This window comes from Nitrospirota bacterium, from assembly GCA_016219645.1.
GTDB lineage: Bacteria > Nitrospirota > Nitrospiria > Nitrospirales > Nitrospiraceae > Palsa-1315.
This window is the reverse complement of the sequence record JACRLR010000034.1, coordinates 26,014-42,792: the sequence shown is the minus strand read 5'-3', so window position 1 is coordinate 42,792 and position 16,779 is coordinate 26,014. Positions and strand designations below refer to the sequence as shown.

General features: G+C 55.6%; 17 protein-coding genes. 8 read left to right on the top strand and 9 right to left on the bottom strand.

Going from position 1 to position 16,779, the window contains the following annotated elements; translation table 11 throughout:
- Positions 1 to 169: 169 nt before the first annotated feature.
- Both HZB34_12640 and HZB34_12635 read left to right on the top strand, forming a co-directional pair.
- Positions 170 to 841 (top strand): response regulator transcription factor, encoded by a 672-nt coding sequence (locus HZB34_12640; GenBank protein MBI5316809.1) that lies wholly within the window; start codon positions 170 to 172, stop codon positions 839 to 841.
- A complete protein-coding gene (locus tag HZB34_12635; GenBank protein MBI5316808.1) occupies positions 841 to 2,271 on the top strand; it encodes a HAMP domain-containing protein in 1,431 nt (476 codons plus the stop codon). Before HZB34_12640 ends, HZB34_12635 begins: the two co-directional genes overlap by 1 nt.
- Before the next feature lie 38 nt (positions 2,272 to 2,309).
- Here HZB34_12635 and HZB34_12630 read toward each other — a convergent pair whose 3' ends face one another.
- Complete coding sequence (locus HZB34_12630; GenBank protein MBI5316807.1) at positions 2,310 to 2,654, bottom strand: helix-turn-helix transcriptional regulator; 345 nt, start codon at positions 2,652 to 2,654, stop codon at positions 2,310 to 2,312.
- Positions 2,655 to 3,102: 448 nt separating this feature from the next.
- Between HZB34_12630 and HZB34_12625 the strand changes: the two genes are divergently transcribed.
- From HZB34_12625 to HZB34_12615, 3 genes are all read left to right on the top strand, one after another.
- Positions 3,103 to 3,582 carry a tautomerase family protein gene (locus HZB34_12625; GenBank protein MBI5316806.1) on the top strand — a complete coding sequence of 160 codons (480 nt, stop codon included), beginning with the start codon at positions 3,103 to 3,105 and terminating at the stop codon, positions 3,580 to 3,582.
- Between the two features lie 334 nt (positions 3,583 to 3,916).
- Entirely contained in the window at positions 3,917 to 4,933 is a 1,017-nt protein-coding gene (locus HZB34_12620; GenBank protein MBI5316805.1) for an alcohol dehydrogenase catalytic domain-containing protein, read from the top strand.
- 83 nt (positions 4,934 to 5,016) lie between these two features.
- A complete protein-coding gene (locus tag HZB34_12615; GenBank protein ID MBI5316804.1) occupies positions 5,017 to 5,175 on the top strand; it encodes a hypothetical protein in 159 nt (52 codons plus the stop codon).
- A 419-nt stretch (positions 5,176 to 5,594) separates the two neighbouring features.
- On the opposite strand, the gene purU is transcribed toward HZB34_12615, so the two are convergent.
- From purU to HZB34_12585, 6 genes are all read right to left on the bottom strand, one after another.
- Positions 5,595 to 6,458 (bottom strand): formyltetrahydrofolate deformylase, encoded by an 864-nt coding sequence (gene purU, locus HZB34_12610; GenBank protein MBI5316803.1) that lies wholly within the window; start codon positions 6,456 to 6,458, stop codon positions 5,595 to 5,597.
- A gap of 416 nt (positions 6,459 to 6,874) precedes the next feature.
- Entirely contained in the window at positions 6,875 to 8,296 is a 1,422-nt protein-coding gene (gene rimO, locus HZB34_12605) for a 30S ribosomal protein S12 methylthiotransferase RimO (GenBank protein ID MBI5316802.1), read from the bottom strand.
- Positions 8,297 to 9,235: 939 nt separating this feature from the next.
- Positions 9,236 to 10,681 (bottom strand): amino acid permease, encoded by a 1,446-nt coding sequence (locus tag HZB34_12600; protein MBI5316801.1) that lies wholly within the window; start codon positions 10,679 to 10,681, stop codon positions 9,236 to 9,238.
- A gap of 121 nt (positions 10,682 to 10,802) precedes the next feature.
- Positions 10,803 to 11,549, bottom strand: a complete 747-nt coding sequence (locus HZB34_12595) for a gamma-glutamyl-gamma-aminobutyrate hydrolase family protein (protein MBI5316800.1) — start codon at positions 11,547 to 11,549, stop codon at positions 10,803 to 10,805.
- A gap of 3 nt (positions 11,550 to 11,552) precedes the next feature.
- Entirely contained in the window at positions 11,553 to 11,999 is a 447-nt protein-coding gene (locus tag HZB34_12590) for a hypothetical protein (GenBank protein MBI5316799.1), read from the bottom strand.
- A 137-nt stretch (positions 12,000 to 12,136) separates the two neighbouring features.
- The gene (locus HZB34_12585) at positions 12,137 to 12,601 is read right to left on the bottom strand and encodes a hypothetical protein (protein ID MBI5316798.1); all 465 of its coding nucleotides are present in this window, start codon (positions 12,599 to 12,601) and stop codon (positions 12,137 to 12,139) included.
- A gap of 69 nt (positions 12,602 to 12,670) precedes the next feature.
- Here HZB34_12585 and HZB34_12580 point away from each other — a divergent pair, with 69 nt between their 5' ends.
- From HZB34_12580 to HZB34_12570, 3 genes are all read left to right on the top strand, one after another.
- Positions 12,671 to 13,879 carry a M24 family metallopeptidase gene (locus HZB34_12580; protein ID MBI5316797.1) on the top strand — a complete coding sequence of 403 codons (1,209 nt, stop codon included), beginning with the start codon at positions 12,671 to 12,673 and terminating at the stop codon, positions 13,877 to 13,879.
- Positions 13,880 to 13,989: 110 nt separating this feature from the next.
- On the top strand, positions 13,990 to 14,781 hold the full coding sequence (gene tatA, locus HZB34_12575; protein ID MBI5316796.1) for a twin-arginine translocase TatA/TatE family subunit: 792 nt from the start codon (positions 13,990 to 13,992) through the stop codon (positions 14,779 to 14,781).
- Positions 14,778 to 15,524 (top strand): HEAT repeat domain-containing protein, encoded by a 747-nt coding sequence (locus HZB34_12570; GenBank protein ID MBI5316795.1) that lies wholly within the window; start codon positions 14,778 to 14,780, stop codon positions 15,522 to 15,524. The genes tatA and HZB34_12570 overlap by 4 nt, the downstream gene beginning before the upstream one ends.
- Here the strand turns inward: HZB34_12570 and HZB34_12565 are convergent.
- Both HZB34_12565 and HZB34_12560 read right to left on the bottom strand, forming a co-directional pair.
- Positions 15,521 to 16,042: a TIGR02266 family protein gene (locus HZB34_12565; GenBank protein MBI5316794.1), complete on the bottom strand. Its 522-nt coding sequence runs from the start codon at positions 16,040 to 16,042 to the stop codon at positions 15,521 to 15,523. The two genes, HZB34_12570 and HZB34_12565, sit on opposite strands and share 4 nt — an antisense overlap.
- Positions 16,043 to 16,092: 50 nt before the next feature.
- On the bottom strand, positions 16,093 to 16,611 hold the full coding sequence (locus HZB34_12560) for a TIGR02266 family protein (protein ID MBI5316793.1): 519 nt from the start codon (positions 16,609 to 16,611) through the stop codon (positions 16,093 to 16,095).
- Between the last annotated feature and the right edge of the window lie 168 nt (positions 16,612 to 16,779).

The following is a 16,779-nucleotide window of genomic DNA, read 5'->3' as shown; positions in this document are numbered from 1 at the left end:
AACCAAACAAACCAGATAGACAAATTGTAGGGACAGGTTTGGTATAATTCTCCGTTGCCAACTTTTCAATCTGAGTGATAGGCTGCCATGACTACCCTGCCGACTGATCAAAAAAACCTTCTAGCGAGGCTGCAGGGAGCGAAGCTGGGGGATTTTTCAGCAGACTGCCATGCGTATTCTGGTTATTGAAGACGAAACCAAGGTCGGCTGTTTCATCAAGCGTGCGCTTGAGGAGGAGAGCTACGCCGTGGACCTGTGCGAAGACGGTGCAAAGGGTCTCCAGATGGCGCTCATCACCAATTACGATTTACTGATTGTCGACTTGATGTTGCCGTCCTTGCCTGGGTTGGACATTCTGAAGGGTGTCCGCCAGGCGAGGATCCAAACCCCGATCCTGATTCTGACTGCTCAATCGCAAGTCGACCAGCGCGTCAAGGGCCTCGACGCGGGAGCGGACGATTACCTCACCAAGCCGTTCGCTATCGACGAGCTGCTCGCCCGAATCCGTGCCTTGCTCCGCCGCGGCGCCACCGAAAGCCCAGGTGTGCTCCAGATCGACGATCTGGCGTTAAACCCGGCCACACGCGAAGTGACCAGAGGCGGCCAGCGGATCGACCTCACCTTGAAGGAATATGCCCTGCTCGAATATCTTATGCGCCATACGGGACGCGTGTTGACCCGCCCCATGATTTCGGAACATGTGTGGAACCAGGACTTCGACACATTTACCAACGTCATTGATGTCTATGTCAATTATCTCCGCAACAAGATCGACCGGGGGCGTTCCAAGAAGCTGATTCACACCATTCGCGGAAGCGGATATATGCTGAAGGCTGACTGATGCCGCTTCGTGTCCGGCTCACTCTTTGGTACGGCACAGCCCTCGCGCTCATCCTCATTATCTTTTCAACGGTCCTGTATCTTGTCACCGCTCGAAGCCTTCGCGACGCGGTCGATGAATCGCTGCGAGAAACTGCCGTCGCGGCTGTTCGATCGCTCGAAGAACGTGGGTTTCTCCCTCTCGTTAACGAAGACGAGCTCATGTCACAGTTCCCCGAACTGGCGCGCATCGATAAGTTCTTCCAGATTTTCAGCCCGTCCGGCACCATCACCATCCGTTCGCCGAATGTCAAGCAACATGAGATGCCCCTGAGTCCCAAGGCCTTGGAAGTCGCCTTGTCAGGCCGCACACTTCTCGAATTCGCTCGATACCCCAAGGAACCGCCATTACGCCTCATTTCGGTTCCCATCATCTTCCGGGGCAGCCTGCTCTATATCATCCAAGTCGGCACGTCGATGGATTCCGTCGAAGAGACCCTGAACCGCCTCCTGCTCGTGCTGCTCGTCAGCATGCCTATCGTGGTGGCTGTGTCGCTGGCCGGCGGCTGGTTCATGGCAGGCCGAGCCCTCCGCCCGGTCGATGCCATTACGCTGGCTGCCCAACGCATTGCCGGTGGAGATCTTACACAACGACTGACTGTCCCTGCCTCGGCAGATGAAATCGGCCGCCTGACCAAGACATTTAACGACATGATCGACCGTCTCGAAACGTCCTTTCGACAGATCCGCCAGTTCAGCAGCGACGCTTCGCACGAACTGCGCACTCCATTGACCGTGATGAAGGGAGAAACTGAGCTTGTGCTTCGTCGCCCTCGGGAGACCCACGACTACAAAGTCGTACTGGAAAGTAATCTGGAAGAGATCGACCGGATGACTCGCATCGTGGACGAATTACTCTTTCTTTCCAGGGCAGACATGGGCGAGGTAAAGATGGACAGCCTACCGGTCTCGCTGGACACACTCATCGAAGACCTTCACCGGCAGGCTTCGCTGTTGGGGCATGAACGGGATATCCAGGTTGTGCTCAAAACCACGGCGCCGGCAGTGGTATTGGGAGATGAACTTCGCTTGCGGGAATTATTCTTGAATCTCCTCGATAACGCGGTTAAATATTCTTATCCCAGTGGCATCGTCGACGTCGCGCTCACGATAGAGCAGACTCAGGCACGGGTGACCGTGACTGATCGCGGGATTGGGATCGTGCAAGAAGAGCAGTCCCGGATCTTCGATCGCTTTTACCGCACCGATAATGCACGAACCCATACGAAGAAGGGCACAGGCCTTGGATTGGCCATCTGCGCCTGGATTGTTGAATCCCACCGCGGGCAGCTCAAAGTCCAGAGCAAGGTCGGCGAAGGTTCGACCTTTACGGTGATACTGCCTCTGGCCCCCACCCCCGCATCGGCTAAGCGAGTACTAAAGTCCTCCTGACACTCCTCTCATTGGGGGCATGATTGCTGTCCCGTTCCCTAACGTTGCTCGACGCGAGGGAATCTCTTGGTGCCTGGAAAATGTTTTTGCCCCCATACGAGGATCGCCTCCAATACAGGTTTTAAGCCCTCGCCCTTCTCTGTAAGAAAATATTCATAGCGTTCAGGATTCCGTTGGTAGGCCCGCCGGGTGATCAGGCCTTCGCTCTCCAGTTTTTTAAGTCTATTGGCAAGGATGTTTGACGCGATTCTTTCCGGAGAGGATGTGAACTCCTGATAGCGTCTCTTGCCCAAGACCAGATCGCGAATGACCAACAGTGTCCATTTATCCCCGAGAGTATCCAATACATTCGTGATCGGACAAGATGATCGCTTAAATGTCATTTTGTTATTCATTGTTCACGGTCGCCCGATAGTACTCAACACCTGCCTATTTAGGGATGGCTGAGTGATAGGCAATAACTATAATGCTGTCACTTGCATTTTGCAACAGACAGGGCTATAGTAGCTTTCGAAATGCAAGTGACTGAGTTGCGCGCTCAAACCAGAAAGGATTTGTAATCTGTTGAAGCTCTATCAATGTGAACGCGCCTGTGGCAATCCCTGCTTAAGATATTTTGTTGCAAGGTTGCTCAGCTCCACCTTGCGCTTTGCCTGGCAAGCGACATGGCACATGGCAATTCGGCGATCTGAGAAGAAAGGAGGACTGATCGATGGATCATTAGCCCCTAAAGAGTCCAAATGGTCTATTCAGACATAGAGAAGACCGTGGGTCTTCATATTCAAGACAATCCCAGCATTGCAAATGTCCAACTATAAGGAGGAACAAAAAATGCCGTTATGGAAAGTTTATCATCCCGTCGGGGCATTCACTGCAGAAGACAAAAAAGCGTTAGCCAGGCGGGTGACTGAAGTGTATGCGATGGTTCCGATCCCAAACTTTTATGTCGTGTTCATTTACGAGGAGATCGCCAAGGACTCCTGTTTTGTCGGTGGCGAACCGCATAACAAATTTGTCCGCTTCAAGGTCGACCATATTGCGAGGACATTGCCTGGTCAGGTCCTCAGAGAATGGTGGATCAGGACGCTTGACGCAGTTATCGCTCCCTACGTCAAGGACAGGGGATATGATTGGGAAATTTCCGTTGACGAGACACCGTTCGATCTGTGGTCTCTTCAAGGGGAAATTCCTCCTCCCTTTGAGTCTGTGGCTGAGAAGCGGTGGGTGAAGGAAAATCGGGCGAGTCCCTATACCCTGGCGGAAAAGATTCCTGTCAATCTCATCCTAGCTCCCGGAGTAGCGGACCGTTAGGTTTTTGTTTCGTTGGCCGTGAGCGTTTGCGCAGTGGCGTACCCAAGAGAGATGACGACCAATAGGGCAACTTCATCTTTCTTGGAGCAAACTTCTAACTGCAAGGACGCCTTCTCCTGATTAAGCGCCGTGGCTGAGTCACATCCATTAGGATTGGAAAATGATGGCAGGGGTCTGTGCCGTACTTTGAGAGATTCTCGCAGTGGCAGTGTAGCCAAATTTTGAGGAAACCCTGCTAAATCGATTCTAATACTGGTTGCCGAGTCGCTCGTATAAACGTGTACACAACGCCGACGTTTCCACCTATCGAGGTACGTTGAAAGGAGAATGCCGCATGAGAACGATGAAAGCAGTTGAAGTACGGCAACCCGGAGGACCTCTGCAACTCGTGGAACGGGACGTACCCAGTCCCGCAATGGGGCATGTTCTGATTAAGGTGCAGGCCTGCGGGATCTGTCATAGCGATGTTTTTACCAAGGAGGGTCTGTGGCCTGGGATCCAGTATCCTCGTGTGCCTGGTCATGAAGTTGCCGGGATCATCGATGCGGTAGGTTCTGGCGTGGGTGAGTGGAAATTGGGCCAACGGGTCGGTGTGGGATGGCACGGAGGACATTGTGGCCGCTGCGAACCGTGCCGCCGAGGCGATTTTATCCTCTGCCACCATGCACTAGTGCCAGGAATTAGCTATGACGGAGGCTACGCCACGCATATGGTTGCTCCCGTAGAAGCTTTGGCGCGGGTACCGGACGATCTATCCAACGTTGAGGCTGCCCCCCTGCTATGCGCGGGCATTACCACCTTCAACGCGCTTCGCAACAGTGGTGCGCGGCCCGGCGATGTGGTTGCCATCCTCGGTGTCGGCGGGCTTGGTCATTTGGGTGTGCAATTCGCGACCAAGATGGGCTTCGCGACGGTAGCGATCGCCAGGGGGAAAGACAAAGAGGCGTTGGCAAAGAAATTGGGCGCCCGCCACTACATCGATAGCAGCGCACAGAATGTGGCCGAGGCGCTCACGGCTATCGGCGGAGCGAAGGTGATTCTAGCGACCGTCATGAGCGGCAAGGCAATGAGTGCTGCTATCGGTGGTCTAGCCATCGATGGGAAACTGATCATGGTCGGTATCTCGGAGGAGCCTGTTGAGGTGCCCATCGTCAAGTTCATTGTGGGGCGACATTCAGTTCAGGGCTGGCCCTGCGGGACCGCAGCGGACTCGCAGGAGACATTGGCCTTCAGCGTCCAAGCGAGCATACGACCGATGGTCGAGGAGTTTCCGCTCGAACGCGCGGCTGAAGCCTACGATCGCATGATGAGCGGAGAAGCACGGTTTAGGGTGGTGTTAAAGATCAACTAAGTATCGGTTAACCAGCTCATGGGGTTCTACCCCGCTTTTTATGGACGCCTTGGCGAAAGTTATAATGGGCCAAGAGGGAGGGCATGGTACACCGGCGGCGGTTTTCCGCGGAGTATAAGCGTGAGGTGGTGGTGGTGCTCAATGCTCAGCTGACTGGGTCAGCCGGACCGCCGGGGACATGGAGGTTGGATAAACGTATTAGGGCGCTGGCGATGGGGGCGGCGCAGGCGTTCCCCGGCTAGGGCCATTCCTGTGATGAGGAAGTGAGCCAACTGCGACGAAGTGATCAGTGGAATGGCATCTTGACTGACGGAGTTTTTCTGTTCTGAGGCGTGTGATTACTTGTACGCTGCAACCCCCAATCCTGGCAGCTTGCTTATTTTCCACAGCTAGCAATGAGGCAGGTCTAGACTTGATGCGAGAATAGCCTGGGTTCTTCATATTCCCTCTCCAGCGCTAGGACGTTTGTTTGATGATGCCGAGCTTGCAATATAGATCGACCATAACCAACCCTTTGCCGAGTTCAGTGACGCGCTTGAAAAATCTGCAGAGGACTGAGTGAATGTTGCGGGGGGAGAACTTCTGCGATTGGACTCTCTTTATCTCAATCCTAGTCTAAACCTCAGCCTTCCAGGTTCCGGCAGACTTGTTCAGCGTCCTGCTAATCAAAGACCACGGTTTTTCTTCCATACACCAGCACCCGCCGTTCGACATGGCGACGCACAGCCCGGGCCAGGACAATCTCTTCTAGGTCCCGTCCCTTCCTCACCAGGTCATCGACGGTATCCCTGTGACCCACGCGCATGACGTCCTGCTCAATAATAGGGCCTTCATCCAGATCCTCCGTGGCATAGTGCGCCGTGGCCCCGATGATTTTCACACCCCGGTCATAGGCCTGCCGATAGGGATTGGCACCGATGAAAGCAGGCAGGAAGGAATGGTGGATATTAATGACTGGGCAGCCGATCTGTGAAAGGAAGGTGCCGCTAAGGATCTGCATGTACCGGGCCATGACCACGAGTTCGATCCGATGCTCTTTCAGTAGGGAGAGGACTTGCTGTTCCTGCTGCGGCTTGGTTTCCTTGGTTACGGGACAGACGGAAAATGGAATATTGAACAGCTCGGCCCAGCCGGCGCAGGTATCGTGATTGGAAATAATCACGGGGATGTCGATGTGCAACTCGTCTCTTTTGTGTCGTTGGAGCAGATCTGCCAGGCAATGATCCTGTTTCGAAACGAATAGCGCGGTTCTCGTTCTGCAGCTTGATGGACGAACTTCATAGCCCATCTCGAACGTCTTCGCAACCGGAGCGAAGGCGGCGCCAATCTCATCGGGGGGAATCTGCAGGCCCTCGGCGGCAAACTCCATGCGCATGAGAAACTCGTTCGTCTCTTCATCGGTATGATGATCCGAGTCGAGAATGTTCCCGCCGAAGTCGTGAATGAAACCCGAGACGCGGGCCACAATCCCCCTGCGGTCCTTACAATGGATCAGAAGAACAACGGATTCTTTTCGATGTGCCATCGTGGGCCTACCTTTACAATGAAAGCGGTTCGTGCACGTGCAGCAGATAAACAAGGATACCGGCGGGAAATGGCTCTAGCAAGTTATTGAAACATTACTGCAGCAGGCAGGAAACCCCAAGCCCGCAGGATGCTCAAAAAGACGACTAGCTTTACCCGCCCAACCCTGGCGTGCGGCTCGACTGAGCTTGCCGAAGTCCGAGACACGCCTTTACGCAGGCAAGGCTACGGCGAGCTATTACTTTATAAAGGGTGGGTGGGATGATCCCAACTGCGCGCGTCTTCCCGATTCATCGTTTTTTCAAGGGGAGTCTGGTCGATCCTCGAGTGCGCGCGTCCAACGAGGGGAGTCCGCGCCCGCGCGTTGCGCGAGCACAGAAGATCATCAGCCTCCATCCCCTCTTTTTCAGCATTCTGTTAGGTGACGATGCGGCCGACCAGGTCATAGAGAGCCGCATCGGTAATTTCGACCTTGACGAGTTCCCCTGCAGTGGCAGATCCATCGTTGATATACACGACACCATCGATTTCCGGAGCCAACCCTTCATGACGTCCTTCGAGCAGTAGCTCTGTTTGCTCTGACGCCCCCTCGACCAATACCTCCATGACCGAGCCGATACGAGCCTGGCCTCGCGCCACTGCGATCCCTTCCTGCACAGCCAGCAGTTCATTCCTTCGCTCATCCATGACCGATCGTTCGACCTTGTCATCAAACCTGACTGCGGGCGTGTCTTCTTCGTCTGAATACAAAAATACCGCCACTCGATCGAACTCAGTCTCTTCCACATATCCTTTGAGTTCCTCGAACGCCTGTTCCGTCTCTCCCGGAAATCCGACGATGAAGGCCGTGCGAAACGTGACACCGGGAATGCGCGTCCGGATCCGATCGACGAGGGAATCGATGGCAGCGCGATCACCTAGTCGGTGCATCCGCTTGAGCATCCGATCGTTAATATGTTGCAGCGGCATGTCGATGTACTTGGCAATCTGTTCTTCCCCTGCATAGAGATCCAACAGTTCGTCGGATACTTGCTGCGGATAGAGATAAAAAGGCCTGATCCAGCGCAAATCTTTCACCTTCACCAACTCGCGGAGCAGCGTAACGAGCCCTTGGCGCAAACCGATGTCAACGCCGTAATTCACCGTGTCCTGCGAAATGAGATTGATTTCCTTCACTCCTTCGGCTGCTAGGCGGGTGGCTTCTGCCACGATCGATTCCACCGGGCGGCTCCGCTGCTTGCCCCGCATCAGGGGAATCGCACAGAAGGCACAGTTTCTGTTACAGCCCTCGGCGATCTTCACGTAGGCGCTATGGGCCTTTCCGAGACGGAGGCGTGGCGCGTCTGCGTCATAGAGGTAAGGAGGCTCGCTGATCCAGAGCCGTTGCTGCCGTTTCTTGGGCGCCAACAGATCCCGACAAATCTCCGCAATCCTACCGAACTCGCCGGTTCCAACCACCCCATCGAGTTCCGGCAGTTGTTTGAGGAGATCTCCTTGATATCGTTGGGCCAGACAGCCGGCGGCAATCAAAACACGACAGGATCCTGTCTCTTTGAGTTTGCCGTGCGCAATGATCGTATCAATTGACTCCTGCTTGGCCTCTTCGATGAAACCACAGGTATTGATGATAACCACTTCGGCTTTCTTCGGGTTATCGGTTAGGGCAAACCCGTCCGCCACCAGCGTGCCCAACATGACCTCGGAATCGACCTGGTTTTTCGAGCAACCGAGATTCACGAAACCGATGGTGGTTTTCCTGCTGTTTGAACGTGAAGGAATGATCAATCGCGAGGGCATAGGGGGAGAGTCTACGGGACGATTGAAAAGCCTGTCAATCAACAGCCCCTTTCCGTCGTCTGTTCATATTATCCATTCTTTGGAAGGCAAGGAGTCAGCTCCCTGACTGTGCGCGTCTTTCTCACCCCCTACCCACTGGCAGATATTATCACCCGCCCTATCCTCCGATTACTTCGTAATCGACTTCACGAGACCTGCCACTAGCCAAGGCAAGGCCCTTCTGGTTCCCAACTTCCCAGAGGGAGGAGGTAGATTGTTCTTCACTGCGCGCATCGAGCGACCACAGCTTTATCGTGGGGGCTCTGCGAGCAAGAAGAACGGTCTGCCTCCTCCCTCGCATCTTTCTCAGGCCGCGCGTTGCGTGGGGATTGAAGATCATCAGGCTCCATCCCCGCGCCTCCTTGCCCTCCCCTTCCTTCTTATGGCATCATGCGCCACTTTGGAGACGAGGATGGAGCATTTGCTCGAATACGTCGGTTCTGTGCATATTTATCTCGGACCGTACCGCGGGAACCCGATTGCCCTATATTTGAAACGGACGAACGGCGGCTGTCAGATAGGTCCTAAGGCCTATCCATGGAATGATGTTGTAGGGACTGGTGAGACACCGAATAAGGCAGCAGCGGATTTCGAAGAGAAATGGAAAACAAAGGGGCTCTCGGCGGATATGTACTCCGGTCCTTCATGGGAGGGAGGAATCAAGCCGGAGAAACCTGCTCCTTCGAAACCACCCGCAGCTCCCAAACCAGCAGTACCCACTGCTACAGCGGCCCCAGATGGCCAACCTGTCAAACCACCACCCTCGGTCCCTCCTGCTGACACCGCGCCCGCCCCAGCCCTGGCGGTTCAGCCTACAGACGAATCGAGCTAGCCCACTCTGTCTGATTCATCTGGTCTGTCTGGTTGATTTGGTTCATCTGGTTCGTTTCGTTCAACCAAATAAACAAGACAAACCAGACAACGGTTTTTCATCATGGCTGGCTATCGCGAACGTTTGGAAAGATCCTCTTCAGAGGAGGGGGCGACTAGTTTGCTGTGCTTCATACCGTAACCAAAATAGACCACAATGCCAATGGCAGTCCAGACGGCAAATCGAATCCAGGTCACCCAAGGAAGAAAACTCATTAAGCCGAGGCAGGCTAGCAGGCCCAGAGTGGGGACAACAGGCATAAAGGGAAGCCGGAATGGACGCGGCTGGTTGGGTTTTGTATAGCGCAACACTACGACACCGATACAGACCAGAACAAAAGCAAAGAGGGTGCCGATGTTCGTCATGTCAGCCGCATCACCAATGGGAATAAGGGCAGCGAGTATCGCGACCCCGATGCCGGTGAGAATGGTGGCATAGTGAGGCGTGCCATAGCACGGATGCACGGTTGACAGCCAGGGGCTCAAAAGGTGGTCGCGCGACATGGCAAAGAATACTCGAATCTGACCCAGCATCATCACGACGAGCACGCTGGTAATGCCGGCGACAGCCCCGATCGCCACCATCGCTGCTCCCCACTTGAAGCCCACCTTGCTCAGTGCATCGGCCACTGGTGCATAGATGTCGATCTGTGCAACGGGCACCAAGCCGGTCAAGACCGCAGCCACGGCAATGTACAGCACAGTGCAGATGCCCAGTGAGGCAATGATCCCGATCGGCAGGTCCCGCTGAGGGTTCTTGGCCTCCTCGGCGGTCGTCGAGATGGCGTCAAATCCGATGTAGGCGAAGAACACAATCGCCGCCGCGGCACCGACACCGGCAAATCCCTGCGGCATAAAGGGCGTCCAGTTGTCGGTATTCACGGCTGGCGTTCCTACGGCGATGAAGAAGAGAATAACCGCGAGCTTCAAACACACAATAATGCCGGTTGCACGGGCGCTTTCCTTAATCCCGATGACGAGGATGATGGTGACGAGTAACACGATAATGGCGGCGGGAAAGTTTGCCACACCTCCGTCTGGTCCTCCCGGTGGATGCGTGGCCCAGTGGGGCAACTCGACCCCAGCCAACCCGAGCAGCTTGTTGAAATAGCCGGACCACCCGATGGCCACAGCCACGCAGGCCACGCCATATTCAAGAATCAAGTTCCAACCGGTGATCCAAGCCAGAAATTCTCCCAACGTGGCATACGAGTAGGTATAGGCGGAGCCGGCGGCAGGAATCATGGTGGAAAACTCTGCGTAACAGAGTGCCGCCAAGGCACAGGTCAAACCGGAGAGCACAAAGGAGAGAATGATGCCAGGCCCTGCCCCTGGTCGATTGGCATCGCCGACGATGGCGGTGCCGATCAGGACGAAAATACCGGTACCGATGATCGCACCGATGCCGAGTGCGGTCAGATCCCAGGCCGTAAGGGTCTTCTTCAAACGATGATCCGGATGATCTGCGTCCGCAAGGATTTGTTCAATGGATTTGGTTCTGAAGAGTCGGCGGATCACCGTACCTCCTCAGGCCGCGGGGACGGTGAAGGGCACCGTAGGATCGATGAGCGTCTGTTCCATGTGGGGCCAAGTATAGCAGGACTTTCCCACTCGTCGCGCATCATTCATGTTTCGCGTTTCATGCGCCACGGTCTGAGGCGCGGGCGGCGCGCAGAAAGGCCTCAAACAACCGCCGGTGGAGGGGGTACCGGTCAAAGAGAAATTCCGGGTGCCACTGGATGCCGAGAAAGAAACGGTGGGCGGGAGATTCGATCGCCTCCACAATACCATCGGAGGCCTGGGCACTGGCGATCAATGAGGGCGCCACAACATTGACCGATTGATGGTGCGAGCTATTCACCCGCATCGACGCCGATCGTACGATGCGACGAAGCAGACTACCTGGCGCAACTCGGATGGTATGACTGAGATTCGTCGCAGGAGTCTGTTGCCTGTGTTGGAGCGGTTTTGAGATTTGAGCTGGGATATCTTGAATCAAACTGCCGCCGCAGGCGACATTCATGGTCTGCATGCCGCCGCAGATGCCGAGCAGCGGGAGATCAGCTTGTTTGGCCAGACGAACGATATCCAGCTCAAAACTCGCACGACGCTCGCTCACGATTGTGAATGGAAACCGCTGTCGCTCGCCATACAATGACGGTGGAAGATCCGGTCCGCTTCCGGTGATAAGGAGTCCATCGAGGTTGTGGAGAATATGCCGCCTCGTGGTCCGATCAGCATGGAGTGGGAGGACTAGTGGGACCCCCCCAAGCTCTTCGATGGCACGGATGTAGCGCGCGCGCAGAAAGTAGGTGGGCTCGCGCCCACCCCATTCCTTTCGATCACCGGCGTTGAAGTCTGGTGTGACACCGATGATCGGTTTCATCTGCTAGCGGGTGGGTTCCGGAGCAGGGGCAGGGGCTGGCGCCTCATTCGAATCGGCAATCCCCAGGAATCGGACGGGTCGATTGCCTTCTAGATGGTCCGGGGTAATGATATAGGTGCCGTAGAGACTGGTGTTCCAGACGCTCTTGGCTGCATGTTCATCTCCGGCGGTAAATACATAGGTGAGTCCTCCGACAATCCCTCCACCGATGGCGAAGGCCAGCTTCAGCGGAAGATACACCAGCGTGGATAAACCGGCAGCCACTTGCATACCTGCGCTTGACGCGGTTCCGCCCTCGGTGCTTTGGCTCGACGGGGAGCCCGTGGTTTCTTGACTCCAGGCCGATGGCACAATCGTGATGGTGCACAGGGCCAGGAGTAGGAAGACTGCCACCAGTTTGAAGCCGGAAACTTCACGCTGGCGATGGGATAGAGACATGTGGGTATTCACAAATAATCCTCCTTCTTCGATGGGGCGAGCGACGTGGGAGTGATTAAATCCAAGGCGCTCACCCACGATTCAAGTAGTGCGGTTATAACAAATTCAACTCTTAATGCAAACCCCCTGCCGCACCAGGGCAGAATGTCTTATGGGGCGGCAGTGTCTCTCGGTACGAGGTCCAGTTCAGATACAATATATGACCTGATGAAGTTCGTCCGGCTGCTCACGCTGTCTCTGACTTCTGCGGTCCATGTGTCCTCTGCGAGACATTGGTTCTCTTGAGTAATGCCGGACTGCAATGCGAGATCGAGCTTGCACCAGCAGACCGCTTGGATAAACAGCTCCCAGGCTCGTTCCTGATACGTTGAACGATCGTCGTCTGGGAGATCAGTCAAGGCCCGGGCCAGCCAGCTGGAGAAATCAACATCGGTGCTGATCCTATCGATCTGATTCTGAGTGATCGCGACATCGACCTGGATCCCGCCCTTCCAGCTCCGTTTCTTGACGTTGAATACGCAGGAATAGGTGAAGGGCCTTCCCTTCACTGGCTGCGGTCCGACAAACAGCGTCAACCGGAACTGGGACGGTTCTGGTCCATGCTCGATCGCCATGCCGGCAGTGTAACATGATCACCGGTGCGAATGGGCATCGCATTGACTGCCTGATAGTGCGACGATAAGATGTTTTCTATTATGCTCACAGCCATGCAACAGCGTGTCAGCGAGATTCAGCAGGCCCTCTGTGATGCCGAGGTCGACGGCTGGCTCTTCTATGATTTCCGCGGGAGCGATCCCCTCGCCTATCGCATACTTCAACTCGATCCTGCCCTCCATGTGACGAGACGATGGTACTACTGGATCCCGGCCCAGGGGATTCCCGTTAAGTTGCTGCATCGCATCGAGCCGCATGTGCTGGATACCTTGCCGGGACAAACGGATTACTATGTATCATGGGAACAGCAACAGCAGATCCTTGCACACCTGCTCGCCGGCGGCCTCCGCGTGGCCATGCAATATTCCCCACTCAATGCCGTTCCCTACGTGTCGCGTGTGGATGCCGGCACGATCGAGCTGATCAGAAGTTACGACGTCGAGGTGGTCAGCGCGGCTGACTTGATTCAGACGTTTGAAGCGCGCTGGACAGACCGTCAACTCGAATCGCATCAATTTGCCGCCACAGCACTGCGGCGCATTGTTGACCAGACGTTTGGTCATGTGCATGACACGATAATGCAAGGCCGCAGGCTTACTGAGTATGGGGTACAGCAGTTTATTTTGACTCGTATACGCGACGCCGGGATGGTCACGTCGAGTGCACCAATCGCCGCCGTGAATGCCCATAGCGCCGACCCCCATTATGGTCCATCAGAGACCGGATCATCCGATGTCGTCCGCGACGCGTTGCTCTTGATCGATCTCTGGGCCAAACGAGCGGAGCCCGGTTCCGTCTATGCCGATATTACCTGGACCTGCTATGTCGGATCGACGGTTCCGGTACGACACCGTGAGATCTTCGATCTCGTCCGCCAGGGGCGAGATGCGGCCTTGACATACGTCCAGAGAGAGATAGCAGCCGGCCATCGCCCATTCGGTTGGGAAGCCGACGATGCTTGCAGGCAGGTCATCCAACGTGGTGGCTATGGTGATCAGTTCGTCCATCGTACCGGCCATTCGATCGGTGAAGAAGTTCATGGCAACGGAGCCAATATCGACAGTTTGGAGACGCGGGACAGCCGCCGCCTGATGCCGAGAACTTGCTTTTCTATTGAACCAGGAATTTATTTACCGGGCGAGTTTGGGATCAGAAGCGAACTGGACGTGTACCTGACTGAGCGGGAAGCGTTGGTGTTCGGTTTGCCTCTACAGAACGAAATCGTCCCGCTCTTCTAGCGTTCCTCCCCTTCCTTGACAGTACCTCCCGCTGCCCTATAGAGTTGATTGGGTTCTCAAACAGGCAAGGTCTACTGCGATTTGCCGGATCAGGGAGAAGGAACCACGCCATGTTTGGTACCATGGGGATCTCGGAACTGATTATTATCCTCGTCATTGTCCTGATCATTTTCGGGGCGGGGAAGCTTCCCCAAATCGGTGAAGGGGTTGGTAAAGCACTCAGAGGGTTCAAGAAAGAAGTCAACGATATCCCCCCGCCTGATCCAGTACCGCCCGAATCGAATCAACCGGCGCCGGTACACATGCCATCAACGGGTCAGGCAATAGCGACACCAGTGGTCACGTCAGGACAGGTCCTTTCACCCCCGAAACCCACGGCAGCCTATACGCCGGGGCCGGAACTGACTCCCGGCACCACCGCAGCCTTGATGTACAACGTGGCTGCTCCGCCACCGCAAGCTCGGCCGGCTTCAGCCCCATCGACCGGGCTGGGCCAACAGCCTCCCACGATGGAAGAACGAGCTGCTGGCCCGGCGCCGATCACGCGGGCACAGTACCCACCTCTGCCTGCCGGCGCCCAGGCCAAGCCGATAGCCAAACGCCCGTCTGCCATTGTCAACAGAGATGCCGTGGCCCGCGTGCAGGCCCAGCAGGCGGCGATGAAAGCGAAGGCCGCACAACCGTCCGGCATTTCGCCAGGAGATATGCAGAGCCTGGGAGAAGGACTTGGGGATGCATTGCGGACATTCAAACAAGCCGTGACCGATGTCCGAAATTCAGTGGATCCTGAGATACGAACTATCCAAGCCGAGATAGATTCTGCTCAAAAAGAATTCCAGCAATCGATCGATGCAGCCAAAGATTTACCTGCCTCGCACGAAGAACCCCCGAAGCAAGCGTGATCTGGGAAAAATGTTTAGGATTCTCTCTCTTCCTATCGTTCTTCCTTATTATCGGTTGTGTCCAGGACTCTCCATCTTCCTCAAGAGAGCGCACGGTTTTACTTCTGCTGGAACTACTTCGCGACGAGGGACCTGAGACGCGGCGAACAGCTGTAGAGTCTCTGGGCAAGATCGGCGACCCACGAGCCGTAGAACCTATGCTTCCCCTCTTACATGACCCAACAGCACTCGTCCGTGAGGCATCGGTTTTAGCCATGGGGCGAGTGAAACCCGCAGCCACCAGTGAAGTGATCGGCCTGTTGACGCAGGCACTGGAGGATCCTAGCGAATCAGTTCGGCAGGCGTCGGTGGTGGCCATCGGCGACATCGAGCCGAGCTCCCAATTGTTGCAGCCCGTCCTCGTGTTAATGCAATCTTCAGATGTGACGATTAGGAGGGCGGTCGTGAAGGCTTTGTTGCAAGTTGACGCGAGCCAATTGGTTCCCGCACTCGTGACAGCAGGCCGTGACTCCGATGCCGAGGTTCGCCAGGGTATCGTGGCAGCGGTAGGGGAATGGGGTGGGGGCGCGGTCTCCCCTTGGCTCAGAGAACGGTTAGCTGAGGATCCTTCGCCTGGGGTACGAGCAGAAGCAGCCTATCGACTGGGAATGCGCAGTGATCTTGAGACGAAGGCCGCGCTGGAAAAGGCGATTGCAAAGGATTCAGATAGCGGGGTTCGGGGCTGGGCAAGACGAGGGATTTAAGCCGGTACCCGGGAGCGATTTAACGCATCAACGAGCTCGACCAGCTCTTCGCGGGCCTTTTCATCAATGTGGGTAAACTGGACGCCCATCCCGGGGAAGAGTAGGTGCCGTTCAGGCTTGTTACGAGTCCAGGCAACCTTCGCCGTCGCCTTGTGTTTTTCCCATGGACGATCGGGTAATGCAAACTCGACGGACAGCTCGGTGCCAGGAGCCAATGGGGTGCTGCTTTCGATGAACAGGCCCCCTGCACCGATTCCTCCGGTTAAGCTTTCGAACTGTTTGCCCTCTGGCGTCGTATAGCGAACCTTCACGGCAAGCGGGGCTCTCGGATAAGAGCGTACATGGGCGAACCGCGCGTCGTCGTCGCTGCCGGCAAGGATCTGTTCTATAACCATTCTCCATGACAGGGCTCCAAGTAGCGCCCCCTCTGCGCTATGAAGCATGACCACTTCCTGGTCGGCATTCATCTCAAGGACTTTGCCCTCATACCCTTCCGTTGTCGTCACAGAAAATTTCATGGTCGGACCCTTGTATCGAATGCGAACGGGCTCTGTGGCGTTTGGACCGGCTAGGCTGCCTGCCCGACGGTCTGGAGGGATTTCACCAGTTCGAGCACGCGGTTACGGATCTCGGGATCAATCTCCGTAAAGCGGACTCCCATTCCAGGGCTAAACGTATATTGGTCTGCTTTAGGGCAGACCCATGCAACGAGCCCCTTCGCCGGTAGCCATTCTGCTGGCTTTTCCGGTAGCGAAAATTCAAGGGTAAGCAGGGTGTCGACTGGTGGTGGGCTCAGACTTTCAATAAAAAGCCCGCCTCCCCCGATACCGCCTGCACGACTTTCGAACTGTTGACCTTCCGGAGTTGTGTATTTGACACGGAAGGTAAGCGTCACGCGCGGCTCATTCCTGGCTTCCCGACTCGCAGGGGGCTTACGATAGGCTAAAATCTGATCGATGACGAAGTCCCAGGATAGGTGGCCCATAGGCTCGCCGTTGATCCCCAAGAGGGTGATCACTTCACGAGTTGCGTCAAGATCGAGGGCTTTCCCCTTGTGCCTAAGGCTTGAAGACACGGGATACTTCACAGGTCCTCCACGTTCAATCACTACCGCAAGTATAGCGCAGCATTTCCTCTTGTCGAGGAAAAGCGCAGAGTCATGAGCATCGCCACAGGTTAGGGGCGGGAATAAAGATCAGCGTACGAGTGATTTCCGTGGATGGCGAGGTAAAGAGGTGGAAGGGCCAGGATATTC